Below are 23,569 nucleotides of genomic sequence, written 5' to 3' on the forward strand. Positions count from 1 at the left end.
GACAGGGCTGCCACGGAACCGCGCAGGATCCCTCGCCCTTTCATGAAAGACGCCGCTCGCACGCTCGCCTTCGTTGCCCGCTTCGTCGTGCTCGGCCTTGCCGTGGCCTTCGTCGTCGGCCTCGTCTGGCCCGGCAGCGGCGCCTTCCTCCGCCATCGGTTCGCTGGCGAGCCGGCTCCGCAGGAGGCCGCCGCCGCGCCGGCCGCCGTCGGCTCCGGGCCGGCCTCGTATGCGGATGCCGTGGCCAAGGCCGCGCCGTCGGTCGTAAATATCTACGCCAACAAGCTGGTCACCGAGCAGCCGCGCGAACTGTATTCGGATCCCGTGCTCCAGCGCATTTTCAGCGTGCCCACCGGTCCTGCGCGCACGCGGCGCCAGCAGAACCTCGGTTCCGGGGTGATCGTCAGCGAAGATGGTTATGTCCTGACCAACAACCACGTGATCGCCAACGCCGACGACATCCAGCTGCTGCTCTACGACGGCCGCGTGGCGAGCGCGCGGGTCGTGGGTTCCGACGACGAGACCGACCTCGCCGTGCTCAAGGTGGACGCCGGCAACCTCCCGGCCATCCACATGACCGACGCCGACAGCCGCCCGCGCGTGGGCGACGTGGTGCTGGCGATCGGCAACCCCTTCGGCATCGGCCAGACCGTGACCATGGGCATCGTCAGCGCCATCGGCCGGCAGCTCAACCTGTCGAGCCTCGAGAACTTCATCCAGACCGATGCCGCGATCAACTTCGGCAACTCGGGCGGCGCGCTGGTCAACGCGCATGGCGAACTGGTCGGCATCAACACCTCGCTGATCGGCCAGGCCGTGGGCGCCGAAGGCATCGGCTTCGCCATCCCCGTGCAGAGCGCGCGCGACGTGCTCGACCAGATCGTGCAGACCGGCCACGTCGTGCGCGGATGGATCGGCGCGGATTACGGCGCGGTTCCCGTGTCGGCCACCAGCGGCCTGCCCTCGGCGGCGCGCGGCGTGGTGGTCAACGAGGTCTCGCCCGGCGGACCGGCCGCTCTCGCCGGCATCCAGCAGCGCGACGTGCTGCTGCGCCTGGGCGACGAGGACATCCTCGATCCATCGGACCTGCGGCGGCACGAGGCCACGCTGAAGCCCGGGGTGCCGGTGCAGATCTCGGGCCTGCGCTACGGCGCGCCGTTCACGGCCACGATCACCCCGACCCAGCGGCCGCCGAGCGCGCCGATGCAGGCCCTGAGGCAGCCGTAGGAGCGCGCCTGCGCGCGACATCTTTTGAGGCCGTGAGCTACAGGGCCTGTGGCTCCTCGCGAAAAGATGTCGCGCGCAAGGCGCGCTCCTACATGCATTTGGTCAGGCGCCAATGAATCGGTCAGGCGCCCCGCTCGGCTAGCGGGACACCGGCATTTGCATGCTGCCTCAGGGTCGCGGCGTAACGCTTGCGGAGCACGCCCACGCGTTCCACGTAAACCCGGGTTTCGTCGTACGGCGGGACGCCGTTGTATTTCTGCACCGCGCCGGGGCCCGCGTTGTACGCCGCCGCGGCGAGCCGCTCGTTGCCGTTGAAGTTGCGCAGCAGCAGGGCCAGGTAGCGGGCGCCGCCGCGGATATTCTGGCCGGCGTCGAAGGCGTCGAGCACGCCCATGTCGCGTGCCGTCCCTGGAACCAGTTGCATCAATCCCTGGGCGCCCGCTATCGACAGCGCGCGCGGATTGAAGGCGCTTTCGGCGTGGATGATGGCGCGCAGCAGGGCCTCGTCCACGCCGAATTCGCTGCTCGCCGCGCGGATCGTGTCCCCATACGAGCTCAGGTTCAGCGCGACGCTGTTCCAGTCGATCCTGGAATGCACGTCGCAGGCGGCGCAGGTGGCGATATAAGTAAAGAGCATCTTGATGCTCTGCCCGTTCGCCGCGCCGCCCGGAGGAATATTGGTGTATTCCACGCCGCCGTCGGGCCGGGTGATCCGATAGACGGCACCGCGGAGCACGCGGGATCCCTTGGGGGCGGCAGGGGCCGCGGCCGCCGTAAGATCCTGCGACGCGGACTCCCGGTAGTCCCAGCTGCCCTTGGGCGCGGTGACCGGAGGCAGCGCCTCGCTTTCCTCCGGCCCACCGGCGACGCCGCCTGTCACACCGGCAAAGGCAGCGGCCGACGGGGCGGACACGACCGTGCCGACGACGCCCTGGAACGATGCGACGGGCTGCGCAAGGCGCTCCCCGGGGGAGCCCTCTTGTGGGAAGCGCCCTGTCTCGCGAATGGCCTGCGGCGAGCCCCCTTCGCGCGCAAGCGCGCTTCCCACACTGCTTCCGAGCGTGCTTTTAGCCGGCGACCGTGAGGTCCTCGCGTTTGGCATGCTGCCGATGCGCCTGCAGTCCCTGTATCCGGCCGTGCTGCCGGAAAATACCGTCTCTCCGGTGCTGCCGGTGCAACGGTAGAGGGCGCCCGCGAAGGACGGCGCCGCGCCCAGTCCCAGCAACAGGATGCAGGCGACCGCGGCCCTGCGAAGGACCGTGGGGAAGGACAGGAAACGGCGGGCGTGATGGCCGGCGCTTTCCCCTGGCGTCGCGTCTTGGCGCATGGGCGCGAGTGTGCCCGAGCCCCCTCCCCCTGCCAAGGGTCACAACGTGACCAGGTTCACGCAAGTCATTGATCCACGGCGGCCATCTGGCGCCGGCACGGGGTGCGGCGTAGACTGCGCGGTTCGGTCGCCCCCTACGAAACCACGGTACCCAGGCCCATGAGCGGCAAGCTTTTCATCAAGACCCACGGTTGCCAGATGAACGAGTACGACTCGGCCAAGATGGCCGACGTGCTGCGGGCGTCGCACGGGCTGGAACTCACCCAGGACGAAGCCGAAGCTGACGTGATCCTGGTCAATACCTGTTCCATCCGGGAAAAGGCACAGGAGAAGGTCTTCAGCCAGCTCGGCCGCTGGAAGGCGCACAAGCAAGGCGGCAAGCCGGTGCTGATTGGCGTCGGCGGCTGCGTGGCTTCGCAGGAAGGCGATGCCATCATCAAGCGCGCGCCCTACGTGGACCTGGTGTTCGGCCCGCAGACCCTGCACCGCCTGCCCGAGATGATCGAGGCGCAGCGCGCCAGCGGGAAGCCGCAAGTGGACATCAGCTTCCCGGAGATCGAGAAGTTCGACCGCCTTCCGGAACCGCGCGCCGAAGGTCCCACCGCCTTCGTCTCCATCATGGAAGGCTGCTCGAAGTACTGCTCGTACTGCGTGGTGCCCTACACCCGGGGCGAGGAAATCAGCCGTCCCTTCGACGACGTGATCGTCGAGGTGGCCCAGCTTGCCGAACAAGGCGTACGCGAAGTCAACCTCCTTGGCCAGAACGTCAACGCCTACCGCGGCCCCATGCACGACGGCGGCACCGCCGACCTCGCCGTGCTGATCCATGCCATCGCGCAGATCGACGGCATCGGCCGCATCCGCTTCACCACCTCGCATCCGCTGGAGTTCTCCGATTCGCTGATAGAGGCCTACGCCAACGTGCCGCAGCTGGCCAATTTCCTGCACCTGCCCGTGCAGGCCGGTTCCGACCGCATCCTCGCGGCGATGAAGCGCGGCTATACGGCGCTGGAGTTCAAGCAGCGCATCCGCAAGCTCCGGGCTGTGCGGCCGGATATCTGCGTCTCTTCGGATTTCATCGTCGGCTTCCCCGGTGAGACTGAAGAAGACTTCGAGAAGACCATGAAGCTGATCGACGACGTCGGTTTCGACCAGAGCTTCTCCTTCATCTTCTCGTCGCGCCCCGGCACGCCGGCGGCGAACCTCGCCGACGACACGCCCGCCGAGGTGAAGCACGCCCGCCTTGCCCGCCTGCAGGCCGTGCTGAACGAGAACGCACGCAGGATCAATGAGGCGATGGTCGGCACCGTGCAGCGCGTGCTGGTCGAAAAGCCCAGCCGGAAGAACCCGAACGAAATGACCGGACGCACCGAGAACATGCGCTACGTGAACTTCCCGGGCCATCCGCGGATGATCGGACAGTTCGTCGACGTGACCATCACCGAGGCGATGTCCAACTCGCTGCGCGGCCGCGTCCACCTGGACGATGGGGTCGCGCTCGCCTCGTGAACGCCATGACCCAACTTTCCCAGCGCGACTTCGCCCTCGACCCGGAAGACAACACCCGCCTCGCCAACCTCTGCGGACCGCTCGACGAGCACATCCGCCAGATCGAGCTGCGCCTGGGCATCGAGATCGACCACCGCGGCAGCCTGTTCCGCGTGATCGGCGAGGAAGCCTCGGCCAAGGCCGGCGAGCAGGTGCTGCGCGCGCTGTACGACGCGACCGAGAACGAGACGCTCAACGGGCAGACCATCAACGTCCGCCTGGCCGAGTCGGGCATCGACGCGCTCAACGAGCAGGCGGCCGAGTCGGCGCAGGAAGTCGTCATCAAGGTGAAGCGCGGCATGATCAAGGGCCGCGGCCCCAACCAGGCCCGCTACCTGCACGCCATCACCACCCACGACATCAACTTCGGCGTGGGCCCGGCCGGCACCGGCAAGACCTACCTGGCCGTGGCCAGCGCCGTCGAAGCGCTCGAAGCCAACCGCGTGCAGCGCGTGCTGCTGGTGCGCCCCGCCGTGGAAGCGGGCGAAAAGCTCGGCTTCCTGCCCGGCGACCTGAGCCAGAAGATCGACCCGTACCTGCGCCCGCTGTACGACGCGCTGTACGAGATGGTGGGCTTCGAGAAAGTGTCGAAGCTCATCGAGCGCAACGTGATCGAGATCGCCCCGCTGGCCTACATGCGCGGGCGCACGCTCAACGATGCTTACGTGATCCTCGACGAGGCGCAGAACACCACCGTGGAGCAGATGAAGATGTTCCTCACCCGCATCGGCTTCGGCTCGGTGGCGGTGATCACGGGCGACGTGTCCCAGGTGGACCTCCCTCGCAACATCCGCTCCGGCTTGCGCCATGCCATCGAGGTGCTGCGCGGCGTGGACGGCATCAGCTTCACCTTCTTCACGTCGCGCGACGTGGTGCGCCATCCGCTGGTCGCCAAGATCGTCCGCGCCTACGAGGCCTTCGAGCAGAAGCAGGACGACGAGCGGTGAGTCGCGTGGACGTGGCGGTGGGCTACGCCACCTCGCGCAAGGGCGTCCCGGCCTCGGCCAGTTTCCGGCGCTGGGTGGAGGCCGCATTGAAGGGCGCCCGCCGGCGCAAGGCCACCGAGGTGGCCATCCGCATCGTGGACGCCGCCGAAGGCCAGGCCCTCAACCTGCAGTATCGCGGCCGGGACTACGCCACCAACGTGCTTTCCTTCCCCGCCGAACTGCCGCCCGGCATTGATCTGCCCCTGATCGGCGACCTGGTGATCTGCGCCCCCGTGGTGGCGCGCGAAGCGGCCGAACAAGGCAAGAAGCCGGCCGACCACTGGGCCCACATGACCATCCACGGCACCCTGCACCTGCTCGGCTACGACCACATCGAAGACGCCGAGGCCGAGGCGATGGAGGCGCTGGAAACCCGCGTACTGGCTGGCCTGGGCATCGCCGACCCGTACCAGGCCGTGTAGGAGCGCGCTTGCGCGCGACCGCTTTTGAGGCCGTGACTTGGAGCTGGCGCGCCAACCTTCGGGACTGGCGCGAAAAGCTGTCGCGCGCAAGGCGCGCTCCTACACCGCCAGGATGCCGTCCTGAACCGTCACACGAATTCCAGTAGACTGCCACTTCCGCCCATCCGGGCAGAGCCACAAAGAGTAATGAACGAGGACCCCAGTAGTACCAACGGCCCCGCCCACCGTTCCTGGTGGGACCGACTGGGCCACCTGTTTTCCGGCGAGCCGCGCAACCGCGACGAACTGATCGAGGAGCTGCGCACGGCCCAGTCCAACGGGCTGCTCTCCAACGACACCCTGACCATGGTCGAGGGTGCGATCAAGGTCACCGAACTCAGCGTCGACGACGTCATGGTGCCGCGCGCCCAGATCGTCAGCCTCCCGGTCGATGCGCCGCTTCCCGACATCCTTGCCGCCGTGGTCGAATCCGGTCATTCCCGCTTCCCGGTGCATGGGGAGGACAAGGACGAGGTGCTCGGCATCCTGCTGGCGAAGGACCTGCTCAAGTATTTCGGCCAGAGCGAGGGATGCGACGTGCGCGCCCTGCTCCGTCCCGCGGTGCTGATTCCTGAGTCGATGCGCCTCAACGTGCTGCTCGCGGAGTTCCGCCTCACCCGCAACCACATGGCCCTGGTGGTGGACGAATACGGCGGCGTCGCCGGCCTCATCACCATCGAGGACGTGCTCGAGCAGATCGTCGGCGAGATCGACGACGAGCACGACGACGAGGAAGAACCGGTGCTGGTGCAGCCGCTCGACGACGGCGGCTTCGCCGTGAGCGCGCTGACGCCCATCGCGGATTTCAACGAGGTGGCCGGTGCGCACTTCTCCGACGAGGAGTTCGACACCGTCGGCGGCATGATCACGTCCGAATTCGGCCACCTGCCCGCGGCAGGCGAGGAGATCACGGTGGGGAACTTCGTGTTCCGCGTCACCGAAGCCGACGATCGCCGCGTGCAGCAGTTCCACGTGACCGCCGCCCCGTAGAACGCGCCTGCGCGTGTAGGAGCGCGCCTGCGCGCGACAGGTTTTCGCGAGGAGCAGCAGGGTGTCCTGCTGCTCACGGCCACAAAAGATGTCGCGCGCCAGCGCGCTCCTACAGTAGACGGAACCGACTCAAGCCGATGCGCTACATTTGTTTCTTCCTGCTCGCCCTGTGCCTCGCCCCTCTGGCTCGCGCAGGCATTGTCGACGCACCGGCGGCCAACCTCGAAATCTCGCTGATGACCTATGGTCCCGGCGACATCTACTGGGAGCGCTTCGGGCACGACGCGCTGGAAGTGCGCGATACCGTCAGCGGCGAATCCATCGCCTTCAACTACGGCGTGTTCGACTTCGACCAGAAAGGCTTCCTGCTCAACTTCGCGCGCGGGATCATGGCTTACCGCATGGATGCGGAGACGACGCAGTCGGACATCGACTTCTACGCCGGCGAAGGCCGCTACGTACGCCGCCAGCGCCTTGCGCTGAACGACGAGCAGAAGGAACGGCTGCGGCGCTTCCTGCTCTGGAACATCCGGCCGGAGAACGCCGGCTACCGGTACGACTATTACGTCGACAACTGCACGACCCGTGTGCGCGATGCGCTGGACGATGCACTGGGCGGTCTCCTGAGCAACGCATGGGTTAACAAGCCCGGCGGCATGACGTTCCGGGAACAGACCGCGCGGCTGATGAGCAACCAGCCCTGGCTGATGCTCGGCATGGACCTCGGTCTGGGACCGTATGCGGACCAGCCGATGACCGCATGGAAGGCTTCCTTCCTGCCCATGACCCTCGAATCAGAACTCCGCAAGGTGTCGATGGACGGCAAGCCGCTGGTTGCGGAAGACACGCTGGTGGTGCCGGCCAGACTGACGCCACCGCCCGAGAAGGCACCGGACCTGCGCTGGCCCCTGCTCCTGGCCGGCCTGCTGCTCGCGGTGCCGCTGGCGTTGCCGGCCGTCTCGCGCCGTGGTCTCGCGCGCGGCGTGTTCGTCGCAGCCGGGACCTTGTTCACCGTGTTCGCAGGCCTGGCCGGGCTCCTCATGCTCGGCCTGTGGACGCTGACCCTGCATCGCTCCGCCTGGGGCAACTTCAACCTGCTGGCTTATTCGCCGTTCGCGCTGCTGATCGTGCCGGGCATCTGGCGGCTGCGTCATGCGGGACGTCCGGTGAGCAAGCTGGCGTCGCGGGTGACCGCACTGTCGTTCGCCGCCTGCGTCATCGCATTGCTGCTGCACCTGTGGCCCGACTTTCCACAGCGGAACCTTCCGTGGCTGCTGTTTGCCCTTCCCTGCTGGGCCGCGTTAACCTGGAGTTTCTGCCGTCGGCACGACTAAGACATTGCGAGGGAGTTCGGCCTACACTTCGCATTGGCCGCCCCTCCCGGAACAAGAAAGCACATGGTCTCGCTCCCCCTCGTTCCCGAACCGACCCCCGTTACGCCGTCTAACGGCATGGTCATCAACTGCGTGGCCTACCGGACCAATGGCCAGCGCATCGGCGACATCACCATCGACGCCATCAGCGACGTGCTGAAGGAGCCCGATACGTTCGTCTGGGTAGGCCTGCACGAGCCGGACGAGGCCCTGCTGCTGAAACTGCAGGAAGAGTTCAACCTCCACGATCTCGCCATCGAAGATGCCCAGCACGCGCACCAGCGCACCAAGATCGAGGCCTACGGAGATTCCCTGTTCATCGTGGCGCAGACGGCCCAGCTGATCGGCGGCAACATCGCCTTCGGCGAAACCCAGATCTTCCTCGGCCAGCGCTATTTCGTCACCGTGCGCCACGGCGCCTCATTGTCCTATGCGCCGGCGCGGCGAAGCTGCGAGCAGACGCCCGAGCTGCTGGCGATGGGTCCAAGCTACGCTCTTTACGCCGTGCTCGACTTCATCGTCGACAACTTCCTTCCGATCGTGCGCGATTTCCGGGAAGAGCTGCACGAACTGGAGAAGGACGTCTTCGCAGAAACGCTGAACCGGCAAACCATCAAGCGCCTCTACGACATGCAGCGCGAACTGATGACCCTGCGCCTGGCGGTCGTGCCGCTACAGGACGTGGTGGCCCAGCTCACCCGCCTGCACCCGCACCTCATCCACGACGAACTGCGCGCGTACTTCCGTGACATCTACGATCATGTCTTCCGCGTTAACGAATCGATTTCGGCGATGCGCGAGATGCTCAACGCGGCTATCAGCGTGAATCTTGCCCTGGTGACCTTCGGGCAGAACGAGGTGATGAAGAAGCTTGCGGGGTGGGCCGCCATGCTGGCGGCGCCTACGTTGATCACGAGCTGGTATGGGATGAACTTCGCGCATATGCCGGAGTTGGATAAGCCTTGGGCTTATCCGGCGATTACGTGTCTTGTGGCATGCATCGTGGGGGGGATTTTCATTGCGCTGAAGCGCAACCGCTGGTTCTGAACGGTTATGTCGGTGCCTTCCGGACACGCAGCGCGCTCGCCGTCTAAGGTTTACTAAACGCGCTGGACGGGTCCTGCGTACTCCGCTACACGTGCATCAGCGGTAAGTAGTGTGATCCCTTCAACGATCGCTTGGGCAACCAGCAGGCGATCAAATGGATCTTTGTGAATAGGCGGCAAAGCATCGATGGCGACCGCGTGCTCGCTATAGATCGCCAACCCGCTGTATCCATTGTCCAGAAGGTTGCGGCGCGATACGCGTGGATCCACCTTGAAGTCATCGCGGCCAAGGCCGCGCTTGGTGACGACTTCCCATAAGCTGGCCACACTAAAGAACAGTTCGTTTTCCGGTGCACTCATCAGCCGCTGGGCTTCCGCGGGCAGGCGGTCCAATCCTTGTGCAGCCCAAAGCAGCAGATGCGTGGCCAGCGACAGCTTCATGCATCGCCCTCGAACATGGCAGCAATCTCCGTCCCGCCCATCCGGTCGAAATCGTCAGGCACACTGATCTGCCCCGCCATGAAGCCGAACCGTTTGACTTGGGAAGGATCCGAGGCATCGAGCGCAACCACCTTCACCATCGGCTTGCCTGCCTTGGCGATGACGAACGATTCCCCCTTGGCAGCCTGCTCCACCAAGCGGGAAAGCTGGGTCTTGGCGTCGTGGATGTTGTACGTATGCAACGGTAACTTCAACGAGACTTAGTTCAATGAACTTAGTCTAACGTTCCATCACTGCGGCAATCCCACACCTACCAATCACTATGGACTCTCAAGGCACTAGCAGAGCGAAGGCCAAACACATATCCGACCCCATACCCCAACGGAACAGCGGTAATCGGAGCCCATGCAATCAGGTGGGAATAAATCCCGCCATAGATATACGTGCTCCCTAAGCGAAAGAGACAAAAGTAGACCAGTATCACGGCGAAGGATGCCAGCACCACCATAGGCTCGGCCCCTAGAAATCTGCCTGTTACATAGCCGACGATCAAATAGTAGGAAAGCCGCGGAATGCTTTCCCACAAAGGAAACGCATAATGGGAAATGCGTCCGGGCCAGGCCCAAACCATCATATCCAGTACCCGGACGATGAAAAGGTCGACAACGATGACCAGCACAACAAAGAGCCAGAGTGGCTTGGCTTGTATTGGCATAAGATCGAGCCCTCCCTTGTGGTCCATTCAATATGGATGTCCCAAAGAAAAGCGGCCGGGAGGCCGCTATTCTTTGCTTATCTGACCTCAGGAGCCGTCCACTCCTTCAACCAAGCATTCACCGTCTCATGCCACTGCACGCTGTTCTGCGGCTTCAGCACCCAGTGGTTTTCGTCCGGGAAGTGCAGCAACTTGCTAGGGATGCCGCGACGCTGCAGTGCGGTGAACGCGCCCAGACCCTGCGTATCCGGAATCCGGAAGTCCTTGCCGCTATGGACGATCAGCATCGGCACGCGCCAGTCCTTCACGTGGTTGACCGGATTGAAGCGCTCGTAGTTTTCCGGATGATCGAACTGCGTGCCGCCGTTTTCCTTTTCTTCGAACCAGAGTTCTTCCGTCTCGTAGTACATGGCGCGCGCGTCGAAGACGCCGTCGTGGTCGACGAAGCACTTCCACGGCTGGTTCCAGTTGCCCGCCATCCAATAGACCATGTACCCGCCGTAGCTGGCACCCAGTGCACAGGCGCGGTTACCGTCGAGGAAGTTGTACTTGGAGAGCGCGGCGCTCCAGCCGGCCTTCAGGTCTTCCAGCGGTTTGCCGCCCCAGTCCCCGGAAATGGATTCAGTGAAGGCCTGTCCGTAACCCGTGGAACCGTGGAAGTTGATCGTCACCACGGCGAAGCCCTGCCCTGCGTACGTCTGCGCGTTCCAGCGATAGCTCCAGCTGTTGGTCATCGCGCCTTGCGGGCCGCCATGGATGATGAAGGCCACCGGGTAGGTCTTGCCGCGCTTGTAACCCACCGGCTTGACCACGTAGCCCTGCACCGTTTCGTTGTTCCAGCCCTTGAAGGTAAAGAACTCGAAATCGCCGGTCTGCGCGCCCTTGATGCGCTTCGCGTTGAAGTGCGTGACCTGCTTGAGGCTCTTGCCCTTCGGGTCCGCCGTGTAGAGGTCCGCCGGGCGCTTCAGGTCGTCGCGGGCCAGCAGGAACTTCTTGTCGCCCGCGGAGAACGCGGACACGGAACCGTCGGTGACGAGGGTGGTCGCCTTGCCGCTTGCCACGTCGATCGCGAACAGCGGGTGCTGCCCATTATCGTCGGTGGTGGTGTAGAGCGTCTTGCCGTCACGGGAGATCTGCAGGGAACCGGCCGAACGATCCCACGAGGGCGCCACCTCGCGCCGGGTGCCCGAGGCAAGGTCCAGCGCCATGATGCCGAATCGATCCGCTTCGGAGCCGGGCTCCTTCATGGCGGTGTAGTAGAGGGTCTTGCCGTCCGGCGATACCAGCGGGTTGGCGTCCCACGCCGGATTCTCAGCGGTGAGATTCGTCGGAGTCGCCGAGCCATCCGCCGGCACGCTGTAGATGTCGAAATTGGTCGACCAGGGCTCCGTCTTCCCGGCGATGCGGGCATCGAAGTAGACCGTCCTGCCGTCCGGCGAGAATGAGAACTCGTCGTCGCCGCCGAAGGGCTTGCTCGGGACGTCCCCGTCGATATCGCGGCTCAGCAGGACGGGCTGGGATGGCGCATTGGCATCGGCGATATACAACTGGGAACGGCGGCCGTCGGCCCAGGTATCCCAGTGGCGGACGAAGAGCTTGTCGTACACCGTACCGGTGGACTTGTCCTTCTCGCGGCCGTCCAGGCGCTCCTTGGTGCAGGCCAGGTCGGGGCAGTCGGTGAACACGTCGTAGCTCAGGAGCAGCTTCGTGCCATCCGGCGAGAGCTTGAAAGCGTTGACGTCCAGGGGGGCGTTCGTCACCGCTTCGCCCGTCCGGACGCTCAGCGAAAGACCCTTGCCGGAGCTGTCGGCATCGAAGGCCCGATGCCAGACCTGGGTGGTGCCGTCCTTTGCAGCCGTGTAATAGATGGATTTCCCATCGGGGGCCCAACGCGGCGAAGAGCCCTTCTCCACCACCGTCACGGCCTGCGGCGGCTTGTTGAGATCCACCATATAGAGCGAGGTGACTCCCTTGTTCGCCGCGTAGTCGGTGGCCCGGACCGAGAACAGCGCATAGCGCCCGTCGGGGGAAAGCTGGGGGTCGCTCACGCGGTCCATCATGACCAAGTCGCGGATGGAGAAAGGGTGCGGGGTGGTGCTGTCGGCGTCGGCGGCCAGGACGGGGCCGGCCACCAGCGCGAGGGCCAGCGCGGCGAAAAGAGGCTTCATTGATGGGGCTCCCTTGGGGTTTTGCTTGGGAGGGACGGTACGGGGGTGGGGCGACGGGCGCAAGCGGCAGGAATTGTCGGAAGCACGTCACACTTCCCGCGGGTCCGGAGATAGCGACTTTCACGATGGTACGGAACATGCTCCCTTCGAGCATCTTCCACGGACCCTAGTGCCATGAGTCACCGACGCAAAGCCGCCGGCTTCACCCTGATCGAACTGATGATCGTCGTTGCGATCATTGCCATCCTCGCCGCCATCGCCATACCTGCCTATCAGGACTACGTGATTCGGGGCCAGGTCGCGGAAGGGATTGGTCTCTCCACGGGAGCAAAGACGGCTATCTGGGATTTCGTGGCCGACAAGGGGCGCCTCCCCGGGTCCAACGAGTCCGCGGGGCTTGCATCTTCCAGCAGCATCGTCGGTCAGTACGTATCCTCAGTCAGCATCGTGGATGGCGTGGTGAACATTGCCTTCGACAGCCCCAAGGCCAACGAACACCTGCGCCCGGGCACCTTGCTCCTGTCACCGATCACCAGCGGAGGAGGCATCATGTGGACGTGCAAGGGCAACTCCTCGATGAGCCAGAAGTACCTGCCTACCACGTGCCGGACGGGCTGAGCCAAGTCCCGAGATACACTGAGCACTGACCAAAAAGGTCACTTCGTGACCTACTTCGTCACTATTGATGTTCGCCTAAGCCACTGAAAAGCAGGAAATCTTCCTGTTGATCAACATTCGTGATCGGATGCACAATCCCCCTACCGGCGAATATGCGGCAATACACCGGTCGCGAGTGCGTGGCACACAAGCTGCTAGATTCGTGGCGAGCTTCCTGGTCGTTCCTGACCAAAGTAAGTGAGGGAGTGCCGAAACCCGCTTCGCGGGGGAAGGGGCTAGGGCTCAGGGGGCATCACTTTTTTTCGGTCTCAAACCAGCAAAACTGAGGAATTCCATGAAGAACATCCAGAAGGGCTTCACGCTCATCGAACTGATGATCGTGGTTGCGATCATCGCGATCCTGGCTGCCATCGCTATCCCGGCCTATCAGGACTACACCATCCGCTCGCAGGTGTCGGAAGGCCTCAGCCTCGCCGACGGCGCGAAGACGGCCGTTGCCGAGTACTACACGAATCGCGGCACCATGCCGGCCGGTTCGGACAACAATGCTTCTGTCGGCCTTGCTTCGGCGGCCAGCATCGGTGGCAGCTACGCGCAGAGCGTGACGGTGGGCCTCAACGGCATCATCACCGTCAAGTATGGTCCGGGTACCGGCGACTTCGGCAAGAAGGCCAACTCGCACATCAATAACAAGCAACTCGCCCTTTCGCCGGTTACCGGCGCAGGCAGCATCTCGTGGACCTGCAAGACCTCCAGCACCAGCGGCGTCGACTCCAAGTATCTGCCGTCCAGCTGCCGTACGTCGTAATGCTTGTACGAACGCCTTGGCACCTCGTTGCCAAACGCGTCATGGGAGGCCGCTTCGGCGGCCTCTCTTTTTATGGGTACCTGTTTATCCTTCTGACCACCACGGCGCTCATCTACCTGCCCGGCCTCAAGGGCCCCTTTCTCTTCGACGATTTCGCTAATCTGCCTTCCCTGGGTGAGACGGGGCCGATTCACGACGCAGCCTCCTTCGCGCGCTACATCACCTCAGGCATCGCCGATCCCACCGGTCGACCAGTCGCTTTGCTCACTTTTTTGCTAGACGCCCACGACTGGCCTGCTGACCCGTATCCGTTCAAGCGAACCAATCTCATCCTGCACCTCCTCAACGGGGCACTCCTCGCGTTCTTCCTGCGTGGACTTGGGCGTCGGCTTTACGTCGACCACCCTGGCCGTTTCGTTGATCGTGCCGCACTGCTTGGGGCGGCTCTATGGGTGCTTCACCCCCTATTCGTTTCGACGACGCTGTACGTGGTTCAACGCGAAGCCATGTTGCCCGCGACCACCACCCTCACCGGCCTTCTGCTCTGGCTCGTCGCAAGACGGCAGCTGGAGGAAGATCGCATCCGGGCAGCATGGCTGACCATCGGCGCCATCCTTTGCGTCACGGCCGTCGGCGTGCTCGCCAAGGCCAATGGCATACTCCTGCCGCTGCTCATCGTCGTGATCGAATGCGTACTTCACCCCGACTCCTACGATGTGGCGCGGCTTCGTCGTCGCCGCCTGCTTGCCGTGGTGGGGTATCTTCCCAGCCTGGTTATCGGGATATACCTCGTCTGGCAAGGTGTGGTAAACGTTGTCGTCGGTTTTTCGAACCGACCCTGGACAATCGGCGAACGCCTTCTCACCGAGCCACGCGTGTTGTGGGACTATCTTCACCTGCTCTGGGTGCCGACACCTTTCACATCCGGCGTCTTCAATGACGACTACCCCGTCTCGACGTCGTTATCGACGCCCTGGACGACCTTCCCGGCTATCGCGGCCTTGCTTGCCCTGGGCGTCGGAGCCTGGGTGATCAGGCGGCGTTATCCCGCCTTATCCATTGCCCTGCTGTTCTTCCTTGCCGGCCACGCGCTGGAGTCGACGACGATTCCGCTCGAGCTGTACTTCGAACATCGCAATTACCTTCCGGCACTACTTCTGTTCTGGCCACTGGCGTTGTGGATTGCGCTGCCGGAGAAGGAGCGAGACGGGCCACCACTATGGAAACTGGCCATCGGTGCGGTGTTATTGGCCGCGTTGAGTGGGATGACGTACGCAAACGCAACCTTGTGGGGCGACGGCTCCAGCCAGACCTTGGTGTGGGTGCGGCTAAATCCGGAATCTGCCCGTGCCCAGGTCCTGGCGGCCCAGAATGAAGTACAGCGAGGCGAAACCAAGCTGGCCATCGATCGCCTCACGCCCTTGCTCACCAAGCATCCCGATCAGGTGCAGGTCTCCCTAAACCTGCTGTCGGCCGAATGTGGGCAAGGCATGGTTTCCAGCCGCACGCTCCAAGCGGCAGAGACCTCCATGAGGACCGCACTTGATTCCGGTAGCCTGCTCACGTCCTGGTTCATGCGAGCCATCACTACGGCGCAAGAGGGCACGTGTCGTGGATTGACCCTCGACGCGCTGGACAATCTGGCGCAGGCAGGCATGGGGAACAGAAAGCTTCCCGTCGGACGCCGGCAGGACCTTGTCCATATACGCGGCCGGATTGCGCTGGCTGACTCGCGCTCCGACGAGGCCGCCGCCTATTTCGAGGAAGCCACCCTGCTAGAGGCCCGCCCGGCATTGGCGCTCAACCAGGCCGCGGCACTGGGGTCTGCAGGTTTTCCACGATTGGGACAGGAACAACTCGCCTTCTATATGGCGCACCGAACCGTTTCCCGAAATCTTCCGTTTGGCATGCCACGGCTTCACGCCTGGGTCCTTGAACGGCAGGGCTACTGGGAGCATGAAATCCAGCATCTGGAACGCCAACTTCAGTCGGATATGATCTCCCATCAGCCCCAGACGGTTAAGTAATGCTCACCATTCGTTCGCGTGCGGCACTGACGCTTGCCTTCATCCTGTTGGCAACCGCGGCCATTTACTGGCCGGGTTTACATGGATCCTTCTTCTTCGACGACCACCCCAATATCGTCGACAACAAAGCTGTACAACCCGAGTCGATCTCGATCGCGTCGCTGACGGCCGCCGCGCTCTCGTCGCCGTCGAGCGAATTCAAGCGTCCCCTGGCATCGCTCACGTTTGCAGCGAACTTTTTGGCCTCGGGCCTTTCGCCCTTCTGGTTCAAGCTAACCAATGTCCTCATCCACCTGGCGAACGGGCTCCTCCTGTATCTCCTGACTGCCCGGATCTGGCGTTGCGGCTGGCCGGCTGCAAGCAAGGAACAGGTCAGATATGCCGGGATACTGGTAACGGCTGCATGGCTTGCGCTGCCGATAAACCTCACGGCAGTGCTCTACATCGTTCAACGGATGGAGAGCCTTGCCAACCTTTTCGTCCTGCTTGGCCTGCTCGGCTATCTTCGCGCCAGACAAGGGATGCTAGAGGGCCGGAACTGCATCTGGCTGGCCTACGTGAGTCTGCCCGCATGCACGGCCATCGGCCTGCTCGCCAAAGAAACCGCCGTCATGCTCCCGCTCTACGCGGCGCTGCTTGAATACCTAGTGATCCGGCGCGAGCGAGCAGACAAACGGATCGACCTGCTGTTCCTGCTCATCCTCGTGCTCCCGCTGCTGGCTGGCAGTTTCTGGCTGTGGCCGAAGATCTTCGTGGCGAGTAACTGGGAACATCGGCCGTTCACGCTGGCGACCCGCTTGCTTACAGAAAGTCGGGTCGTAGTCGATTACATCCTATGGACCCTAGTCCCGACGCCGCGGGCACTCCCCTTCTATCATGACGACTTCGTCATCTCGCAAGGCCTCCTTACTCCTCCGACGACGATCCTAAGCATCATGGCGCTGCTCCTGATGCTCGTCAGCGGCGTGATCCTGCGAAAGCGCAATCCGATCTTTGCCCTGGGCATCGCACTCTTCCTGGGATCGAATCTTTTGACAGCGACGGTCCTGCCGCTGGAACTTGTGTACGAACACCGGAACTATTTCGCAAGCATAGGACTGCTGTTTGCAATAGCCTCCGTCGCCCGGATCGGCGCCGCTCCTGCAGATTACGGAACACTCGCTCGCATCGGCCCGGTTCTATTCGTTGTCTTCATTGCCTACTACGCCGCGCAGACCTGCCTAACTGCCATCAGCTGGGGTGACCCGCTGAAGATGGCCGCCGAAATCGCCTGGCGGGCACCGAGGTCCCCCCGAGCGCAATACGAACTAGGCCGCACTTACATCATCTACTCGCGCTACGATCCCAAGTCGCCGTTCGTCGAACTGGCCTACGCTCCGCTCGAACGCGCCGCGTCACTGCCCGGCGCCTCGATTCTTCCGCTGCAGGCCCTGATTTATCTCAACGGACGACTGCATATCCCCGTAAAGGAAGCATGGTGGAACGATATGACAGGGCTGCTTCGGAGCCGGCGTCCTGGTGTCGAGGATGAGAGTTCTCTTATTTCCTTGACGCAGTGCTTCCGCACGGAATTGTGCGAATTCTCGCCCGACCGGCTGTTGGGTGCGTATCAGGCGGCGCTGTCCCACCCCGAACCATCAGCCAGGCTCCTTGGAGCTTATGGCGACTTCGCCTGGAACACACTGAGGGACCGCGCACTCGCGGAGCGCGTGACGCGGGATGCCATCGCTACCGCGCCCTCGGAACCTGCCTATCGGATCTCATTGGCGCGCATGCTTATTGATGACGAGAACTTCGATCTCGCCTCTCGAGAGATCCAAAGCCTCGACGCCCTTAATTTCGGAGGAAGCCTGCAAAGTACCATCGACGAGCTCGACCGGCGCCTCGAGACTAAAAAGCAGAGCGTGTTGGAACAACGCAAGGATTCGGCAAGGAACTGATGGGAAACCTGGCCCGAAGCAGCGTCAAGACCATGGTCATCCTGGGCATGCGAATGCTGACCCAGGCGGCGACACTGATCCTGGTTACGCGCCTATTGGGGCCATCGTTGTACGGCGATTATATGGCGGCTGCATCGCTCGCCGTCGTGGCTGGCCTCGTTCCCAACATGGGATCGGGCTATGTTCTCATGGCGCGCAGCGCTCGCGAGGGCGACGACGCATTGGAGACATGGCGCTACGGATGGCCGCTCAGTGTCGGTATCGGCACGCTGTTGTGCCTGTGCTTTCCATGGGTCGCCGCTCTCATCACCGAAGGCCGGCTCACTCTGGGCACACTGTTTCTCATCGGTCTCACGGAATTGCTTGTCACTCCGTTGATCCAGCTGCTCGGCTTCGTACTGCAGGCACGCGACCGCGTGCCCCAAGGGCAACTTCTGCTCTGGCTCCCTCTTTTCCTGCGCGCCCTTGCAGCGGCCGCGTGTCTCTTGCTTCTGAATCGTCCGTCGGCAACTGTTTTCGTTGGCCTCCAGGCCATAGCTGCCGCCTGCGGGTTAGCCATGGCATTTATCGCCACGCTTAGAGTGGTGCGGTTACCCTGGGCTCCCAGAAAGGCTACCCGGGAAGAATGGCGATCCGGTGCGGCTTATGCCGCCATGCACGTCGTTGCGGCGAACCCTACCGAGCTGGACAAGATGGTTTCGCCGCTCTTGCTTGGAGACCATGCCGCCGGCATTTACAGTGCGTCGTCGCGCGTCATGAACGCGTTGATCACGCCAATGCTCGGCGTCCTGATCGCGTCGCAGCCACGGCTGTTCAAGCATGGAAGCAAGCCCACGCTCCAAGGGCACCGGTTGATCCGCGTCCTCGGCTACCTCGGCGCGACCTGGGGCGTGATCGGGGGAGCGATCATGGCGCTTGCTGCCCCCTTGCTCCCGTATTTGCTGGGAAAGTCGTTCGAGCAGACGGCTAGCATTCTTCCATGGATAGCCCTCGCCGCCCCGTTTTCCTCGCTTCGCATGACAGCGGGAACGGTCCTTGTGGCGCTCGGCAAGCCGTTGCAACGCCTGCGCTTCGAGCTCGGGGGCGTCATCCTGTTAACCGTGTTCCTTACCATTGGGACACATCTACTTGGATTGCGCGGCGCGGCCCTGGGCCTGGCTTGCGCCGAAGCAGGGATGGCCGCTTACGGCTGGCTTCTGGTTCGCGCGGTCCGCGACTGATCAGCGGGCGGCGTGAGGCTGCGGCAGCGGCCCACCGAGACGTCGAACGCTGCCAGAATCAACCCGCGCCATGACCGGAGGCTCCGGAAGCGAAAGCTACGAACAGTTGCGCGCAAGCCGAGGAATGTAATGCGCCCCGCCATGAGGCACAGCCTGCCTGGGAGCCCATAGCCAAGCCGCGACACCATTAACAGATGCGCGCGGCTCATATGGTACTCATAAAACATCGAGCCGTTCCCGCTACTCCCGGAGCCTTGGTGGATCACGACACCTTCGGGCACGTCCAGCAACGCAACGCCGTTTCTCGCCAAGCGGAAACCAAGTTCTATGTCATCGCCGTAGAAAAAAAACGTCTCGTCAAACAACGGGGCACGTACCAGCGAACGGTGCACCATGAGGCAAGCTCCACCTAACAGAGCGTGCCCAATCAAGCCGGGGCCCTTCGGCGAAATGGTGGCCGAAAGATGCCGATAGTACGTCCGCGCCGGCACGAGGCCCGTGGGCCCATCAATGAACGGCGCAGCGATCGCCGGCGATGCCCTGCCAATGGCACGCCGCAGGTGATCGACCGTACCTGGAACGAGAGTGGCATCACTGTTGATCAGCAGCACGTCGGCTCCGGGCATTGTCCTGGCAACGAGTTCGACGCCACGGTTCACACCCGCCGCAAAGCCGAGATTCCGGCGCGGCTCGATGATACTCGTCCTAATCCCGATTTTCTGGATCAAGATGCGCAGCTCGCTCAACGATGCACCGCTGTCTTCGGAGTTATCGACAATGACTACGGTGCCAACACCTTCGGAGGCAAGCGACGCGACACACTTGGCGGTCATCTCCGCCGAACGGAAGTGCAGAAGGATGGCGACGCATTCACTCATCGCCAGCTTTGCCATCGGGTGCGAACGCGACCATGACCAACTCCTCCCCACCCCTGGGAAGCACCGTAGCCCAAAAATCCGACCACCAGCCGACCAACCAGGCCAGCCGGGCCCGGATTCTGTTGCCGGGGCCGGGCCGGGAGCTCGCTATCCATCCACTCTCTTTGGCGATACTGCGCGCGTGATGTCCACGGCGAAGCGTCCGCGGAGCCACGAAGCCGGTATCGACCAGCATGGAGCTCATGGCCCGCGCGCTGGGAATGCATAGGTGGCGTGGGACTTCGAGACCTCGCCACGATGAGCGGAACACGCGTGCTCCGGTCCCACGGGGATTGGGCCATGCCAGCCATATCATTCCGCCTGGCCGCAGGCGCTTGAGGCAATGACGAAGGCATTCGCGCGGGTTGGCGACGTGCTCGATGCTATGCCGCAGGGTCACGGCGTCGAACAGGCCATCGAGACCCGGAACGTCGCCGTCGATAAATCCTTTCCAGGCGACGAGACCCTGGTCGAGACAGGCGCGGACCGCACCGTCGTCCGGGTCCAGGCCGACGGCCTTCCATCCCATGTCGCCCGCTCGCCTCAGGAACTCGCCGTTGCCGGAACCCACATCCAACACTCGCCGTATGCCGTGACGATCTGCCAGGTGAAGGTGCCGGCCGTGATAGTCGAGTTTCAGTCGCAGCGGTTCGATGGCGCAGAAAAGCACGAAGCCCAACGCCGAATCCGGCGTCATTTGCGCATGGAAACGACGATTCATGTAGCCGTTCACCAGCGACACGACCCAATGCTTGAGCCGGGATTGAACCACGGGGGGCGTTTCCGCTGTGTGGGTGTAGTACTTCGTGTATGCCTCCCCTATCGAATCATCCGACGGCCGCGGATCCAGATAGACGCTGCGACAAGCATGGCAGGACCACAACGACCATGCATCCTCGGCCGCCGTGCCTTCGAGGTGGTCAAAGACGCAGGCCGCATGATTCGATCTATCGCCGCTGCCACAGGCAGGACACACCCGCACCGGCTCCACGCCACCGCCACGCCAGGCCGTTGTCACCGTTCCCTTCACGTTCCTCTCCGGGCCAGAAGGACGCTTTCATCGGCGTAGCGTGACGCAAACGACGCGCAGACATCGGCAAACAGCGACATGAGCCTGGCAAGGAACGTGCTCGACCGAAGTCCATCATGGCCGCGTTCATGCGCGATCTCAGCGCTGCGTCCGTACAACCGCCTGGTATGTGCCCCGCGCCGAAGAAAGGAAACAGCTTCGAAACCCGCCTGCAGGCAGGTCGATCGCAAAGCTTCGCGTGACGGAAGGCAAAGATGTCGCGGGACGTCGTAACTTTCCCAGTCCATCCCGAAGAACCTGGCGCCGATGGCGTCCGGGTTCGGAAGCGCCACCCAAAGCAGACCACCCGGGGCAAGCATCTCGTAGGCATCGCGGAGCATGCGCCGTGGATCCGTTACGTGCTCAAGCGAATGGCTCATCGTGATCACGTGCCAATAGGAAGACTGCTTCGTCAACGGCAGGTCCGTAATGAAGCCTTGGGTCACGGATAATCCCCGCTGCCGGCAGACAGAAACCGCCACCGGATCGGGATCCAAGCCCTCTGCCGCCCAACCCATGCTTCCCGCCAAGGCCACGAACTCGCCATTACCGCAGCCCACATCCAACAGCCGCTGGCCGCGAGATGAGCGCGGAAGATGGCGGCCAAAATAGTCCAGTTTCAGCCGCAAGGGTCGAATCAGGGGCAGCACGACCGTGCCCAGCGGGGAAGCGGGCTCTCTGCGCGTGCCGAAGCGACGGTTCAGATAACCATTGACGAGCACCTCCACCCAGCGCGCTCGGCGAGCGACAGATGAGGCTTTATGGGTGACATAGTCGAAGTCGTAGGCAAAAGGAATCGAAGCATCGTCCGGTCTTGGATCCAGCCAGACGCTGCGACAGCTTTGGCACGCCCACAAATGCCACTCATCGGGCGCCTCAAGCATCGCATCCCGGGTATTTCCCAAGGGCTTGCGTCTGGCCCCGCCGCACATGGGGCAATGAATGACGGCCACCAGACCACCTCGAGTCCAGCGCCCGCTGTTTTCCATATCAATGGCCATGCTTGCCCCGGAGCCCGTCGCGCAAACCTTTGCATATCATGCGCCACTGATTACCACGGTCGGGGCCACCTAGCATCGTCACGACCAAGGTCAGCCCAGTCTTCACTATTGCCCAGAATTTCCAGACGAGGGGGACATAAGGGCGACGAAGCAGGCTCACTGTGTTCCTGTAGAGATAGTAATGACGACGGGGGCTCCGCTCAGGCCATACGCGCCATCCCAAGAGCCAGACCCGTCGCCCGCGTTGCCCCATCCTATGGTCGAACGACAACCACGGAATTCCGTACAGCCTGAACCCGTGTGAGATAACACGAAAGGACCATTCGGTATCCACGTGGTCGATGAAGAGCGACGCATCCAGATCCCCCACACGGTCGACGAGATTCATCGACATGGTCGTCCCGCTTCCGTTCAGATTGGCTACTGGAAAAGGCTGTGCATCTGGCGAGGGATGCGCGCGGGACCACAACCAGCCGTTACGCACATAGTGGAATCCGTGTGTCATTCCAGTGGCAGGATCCACCAACGTGGGCCCGACACAGCAAGGCACCCCCGACTCTGCCTGTACCCGGTTCAATGCATTCACCAACCCTGAGGGAACATCCGCGCGGAAAGTCGAATCCTGGTCCAGCAAGAGGACTGCGGCAATACGGGGAGACCGCGCCCGGGCCAGCGCCACGCCCTGGTTCAGGGCAGCCGCCAACCCCACATTTATCGCATTCTCGATCAGCCTCGCCTGCCGCATACGAGTCACCAGCCCCCGCAGCGCTTGGCGCAATTCAGGATCGGATGCGTTATCCACGATGACGATCATTCCAACGTCATCGAGCGATCGAAGCTGCCTTTCCAGCAACTCGAGATCGGGATTGAATGTAACCGTTATCGAGGCGAGTTCGTCTACGGTCATTGCGCGAGTTTCATTGACCATGAGCACTAACCGCGATGGCCCGTATCTGCTCACCAAAGAATTTCCAGTCGAACCGGCGCGCGAAATCGATGCATCCATCCCGAAAACAGGCCCGGCCGGCATCGAGTACCTGGCCGACTGCATCCGCGAAAGCCGCATGGTCGCCTGCCTCAACGAGCAGCCCCGATGCCCCGTTCGAAATGGCATCCGGGACGCCACCCACAGCATAGGCAACCGTAGGCAACCCGTGCGACGCTGCCTCGACGGCAACCATGCCAAACCCTTCTACATCGCCCGGCATCTCGCGCACGGGAAAGATAGCTACGTCTGCTGCCGCATAGGCGCACTCAAGTTCACCGTCATCCACCTCCCCGTAAAACCTGACGTGGTCCTCGAACCCTAGCACGGCAATCCTTTCTTCGATTAAGGTTCGCACGCCACGCTTTGCCTGGCGCAGGGCGTCCGGCGCGTCATTCCCGATGACCGCAAGCAGGATGTCGGGGTAAGTCGAAACAAGATCGGGAAGCACGTGCTCGACGAAATCAGCCAGACCCTTGCGTTCCGTCAGGCGACCGACGGAAAGCAGCACCTTCCGCCCAGTCCACCCCTTCCGATCCCGAAAGAGTTCGACCGCCGACGACGCCGGAGGGTGCAGGGGAAGCTGGACGCCGGGATGGACCACATGGACGCGCTCGGCCCGCACGCCCATGGATCGCGCGAGTTCGGCGGTATTGCGGCTGTTGACGATGCAAACATCGCAGCGGCGAATGAAGGGTAGCC

21 protein-coding genes are annotated in these 23,569 nt (G+C 63.1%); 12 read left to right on the top strand and 9 right to left on the bottom strand.

What is annotated here, in order from left to right; all coding sequences use genetic code 11:
• Positions 1–42 precede the first annotated feature (42 nt).
• The gene (locus ACR9ZH_RS07560; protein ID WP_481290138.1) at positions 43–1,227 is read left to right on the top strand and encodes a S1C family serine protease; all 1,185 of its coding nucleotides are present in this window, start codon (positions 43–45) and stop codon (positions 1,225–1,227) included.
• A gap of 121 nt (positions 1,228–1,348) precedes the next feature.
• Here ACR9ZH_RS07560 and ACR9ZH_RS07565 read toward each other — a convergent pair whose 3' ends face one another.
• A complete protein-coding gene (locus ACR9ZH_RS07565) occupies positions 1,349–2,140 on the bottom strand; it encodes a lytic transglycosylase domain-containing protein (protein WP_481290139.1) in 792 nt (263 codons plus the stop codon).
• A gap of 573 nt (positions 2,141–2,713) precedes the next feature.
• On the opposite strand from ACR9ZH_RS07565, the gene miaB reads away from it, so the two are divergent.
• The 6 genes from miaB to ACR9ZH_RS07595 all read left to right on the top strand — a co-directional run bounded on the left by miaB (position 2,714) and on the right by ACR9ZH_RS07595 (position 8,959).
• Complete coding sequence (miaB, locus tag ACR9ZH_RS07570; RefSeq protein WP_481290140.1) at positions 2,714–4,063, top strand: tRNA (N6-isopentenyl adenosine(37)-C2)-methylthiotransferase MiaB; 1,350 nt, start codon at positions 2,714–2,716, stop codon at positions 4,061–4,063.
• A gap of 5 nt (positions 4,064–4,068) precedes the next feature.
• Complete coding sequence (locus ACR9ZH_RS07575; RefSeq protein WP_481290141.1) at positions 4,069–5,049, top strand: PhoH family protein; 981 nt, start codon at positions 4,069–4,071, stop codon at positions 5,047–5,049.
• Positions 5,046–5,510: an rRNA maturation RNase YbeY gene (ybeY, locus tag ACR9ZH_RS07580; protein ID WP_481290142.1), complete on the top strand. Its 465-nt coding sequence runs from the start codon at positions 5,046–5,048 to the stop codon at positions 5,508–5,510. The genes ACR9ZH_RS07575 and ybeY overlap by 4 nt, the downstream gene beginning before the upstream one ends.
• Positions 5,511–5,696: 186 nt before the next feature.
• The gene (locus ACR9ZH_RS07585; protein ID WP_481290143.1) at positions 5,697–6,539 is read left to right on the top strand and encodes an HlyC/CorC family transporter; all 843 of its coding nucleotides are present in this window, start codon (positions 5,697–5,699) and stop codon (positions 6,537–6,539) included.
• 137 nt (positions 6,540–6,676) lie between these two features.
• Positions 6,677–7,873, top strand: coding sequence for a lipoprotein N-acyltransferase Lnb domain-containing protein (locus ACR9ZH_RS07590; RefSeq protein ID WP_481290144.1), 1,197 nt, complete (start codon positions 6,677–6,679; stop codon positions 7,871–7,873).
• A gap of 63 nt (positions 7,874–7,936) precedes the next feature.
• Positions 7,937–8,959: a magnesium and cobalt transport protein CorA gene (locus ACR9ZH_RS07595; RefSeq protein ID WP_481290145.1), complete on the top strand. Its 1,023-nt coding sequence runs from the start codon at positions 7,937–7,939 to the stop codon at positions 8,957–8,959.
• Positions 8,960–9,012: 53 nt separating this feature from the next.
• On the opposite strand, the gene ACR9ZH_RS07600 is transcribed toward ACR9ZH_RS07595, so the two are convergent.
• The 3 genes from ACR9ZH_RS07600 to ACR9ZH_RS07610 form a co-directional block, all read right to left on the bottom strand.
• Positions 9,013–9,399: a type II toxin-antitoxin system VapC family toxin gene (locus tag ACR9ZH_RS07600; RefSeq protein ID WP_481290146.1), complete on the bottom strand. Its 387-nt coding sequence runs from the start codon at positions 9,397–9,399 to the stop codon at positions 9,013–9,015.
• A complete protein-coding gene (locus ACR9ZH_RS07605) occupies positions 9,396–9,653 on the bottom strand; it encodes a type II toxin-antitoxin system Phd/YefM family antitoxin (RefSeq protein ID WP_481290147.1) in 258 nt (85 codons plus the stop codon). Before ACR9ZH_RS07605 ends, ACR9ZH_RS07600 begins: the two co-directional genes overlap by 4 nt.
• 538 nt (positions 9,654–10,191) lie before the next feature.
• Positions 10,192–12,282 (bottom strand): prolyl oligopeptidase family serine peptidase, encoded by a 2,091-nt coding sequence (locus ACR9ZH_RS07610; RefSeq protein WP_481290148.1) that lies wholly within the window; start codon positions 12,280–12,282, stop codon positions 10,192–10,194.
• A gap of 174 nt (positions 12,283–12,456) precedes the next feature.
• Here ACR9ZH_RS07610 and ACR9ZH_RS07615 point away from each other — a divergent pair, with 174 nt between their 5' ends.
• From ACR9ZH_RS07615 to ACR9ZH_RS07635, 5 genes are all read left to right on the top strand, one after another.
• On the top strand, positions 12,457–12,900 hold the full coding sequence (locus ACR9ZH_RS07615) for a pilin (RefSeq protein ID WP_481290149.1): 444 nt from the start codon (positions 12,457–12,459) through the stop codon (positions 12,898–12,900).
• A gap of 334 nt (positions 12,901–13,234) precedes the next feature.
• Positions 13,235–13,708 (top strand): pilin, encoded by a 474-nt coding sequence (locus ACR9ZH_RS07620; protein ID WP_481290150.1) that lies wholly within the window; start codon positions 13,235–13,237, stop codon positions 13,706–13,708.
• Positions 13,708–15,735: a tetratricopeptide repeat protein gene (locus tag ACR9ZH_RS07625; protein WP_481290151.1), complete on the top strand. Its 2,028-nt coding sequence runs from the start codon at positions 13,708–13,710 to the stop codon at positions 15,733–15,735. Before ACR9ZH_RS07620 ends, ACR9ZH_RS07625 begins: the two co-directional genes overlap by 1 nt.
• Entirely contained in the window at positions 15,735–17,675 is a 1,941-nt protein-coding gene (locus ACR9ZH_RS07630; RefSeq protein WP_481290152.1) for a hypothetical protein, read from the top strand. Before ACR9ZH_RS07625 ends, ACR9ZH_RS07630 begins: the two co-directional genes overlap by 1 nt.
• Positions 17,675–18,895: a lipopolysaccharide biosynthesis protein gene (locus ACR9ZH_RS07635; protein ID WP_481290153.1), complete on the top strand. Its 1,221-nt coding sequence runs from the start codon at positions 17,675–17,677 to the stop codon at positions 18,893–18,895. Before ACR9ZH_RS07630 ends, ACR9ZH_RS07635 begins: the two co-directional genes overlap by 1 nt.
• Here the strand turns inward: ACR9ZH_RS07635 and ACR9ZH_RS07640 are convergent.
• From ACR9ZH_RS07640 to ACR9ZH_RS07660, 5 genes are all read right to left on the bottom strand, one after another.
• Positions 18,859–19,788, bottom strand: a complete 930-nt coding sequence (locus tag ACR9ZH_RS07640; protein ID WP_481290154.1) for a glycosyltransferase family protein — start codon at positions 19,786–19,788, stop codon at positions 18,859–18,861. The two genes, ACR9ZH_RS07635 and ACR9ZH_RS07640, sit on opposite strands and share 37 nt — an antisense overlap.
• On the bottom strand, positions 19,766–20,842 hold the full coding sequence (locus ACR9ZH_RS07645) for a class I SAM-dependent methyltransferase (protein WP_481290155.1): 1,077 nt from the start codon (positions 20,840–20,842) through the stop codon (positions 19,766–19,768). Before ACR9ZH_RS07645 ends, ACR9ZH_RS07640 begins: the two co-directional genes overlap by 23 nt.
• A complete protein-coding gene (locus tag ACR9ZH_RS07650) occupies positions 20,839–21,882 on the bottom strand; it encodes a class I SAM-dependent methyltransferase (protein WP_481290156.1) in 1,044 nt (347 codons plus the stop codon). Before ACR9ZH_RS07650 ends, ACR9ZH_RS07645 begins: the two co-directional genes overlap by 4 nt.
• Positions 21,872–22,789: a glycosyltransferase gene (locus ACR9ZH_RS07655; RefSeq protein WP_481290157.1), complete on the bottom strand. Its 918-nt coding sequence runs from the start codon at positions 22,787–22,789 to the stop codon at positions 21,872–21,874. The genes ACR9ZH_RS07650 and ACR9ZH_RS07655 overlap by 11 nt, the downstream gene beginning before the upstream one ends.
• 10 nt (positions 22,790–22,799) lie before the next feature.
• On the bottom strand, positions 22,800–23,569 hold a 770-nt coding region (locus ACR9ZH_RS07660), incomplete at its 5' end, for a glycosyltransferase family 4 protein (protein WP_481290158.1).

It is taken from the genome of Luteibacter sp. SVR4-7G (assembly GCF_056755555.1).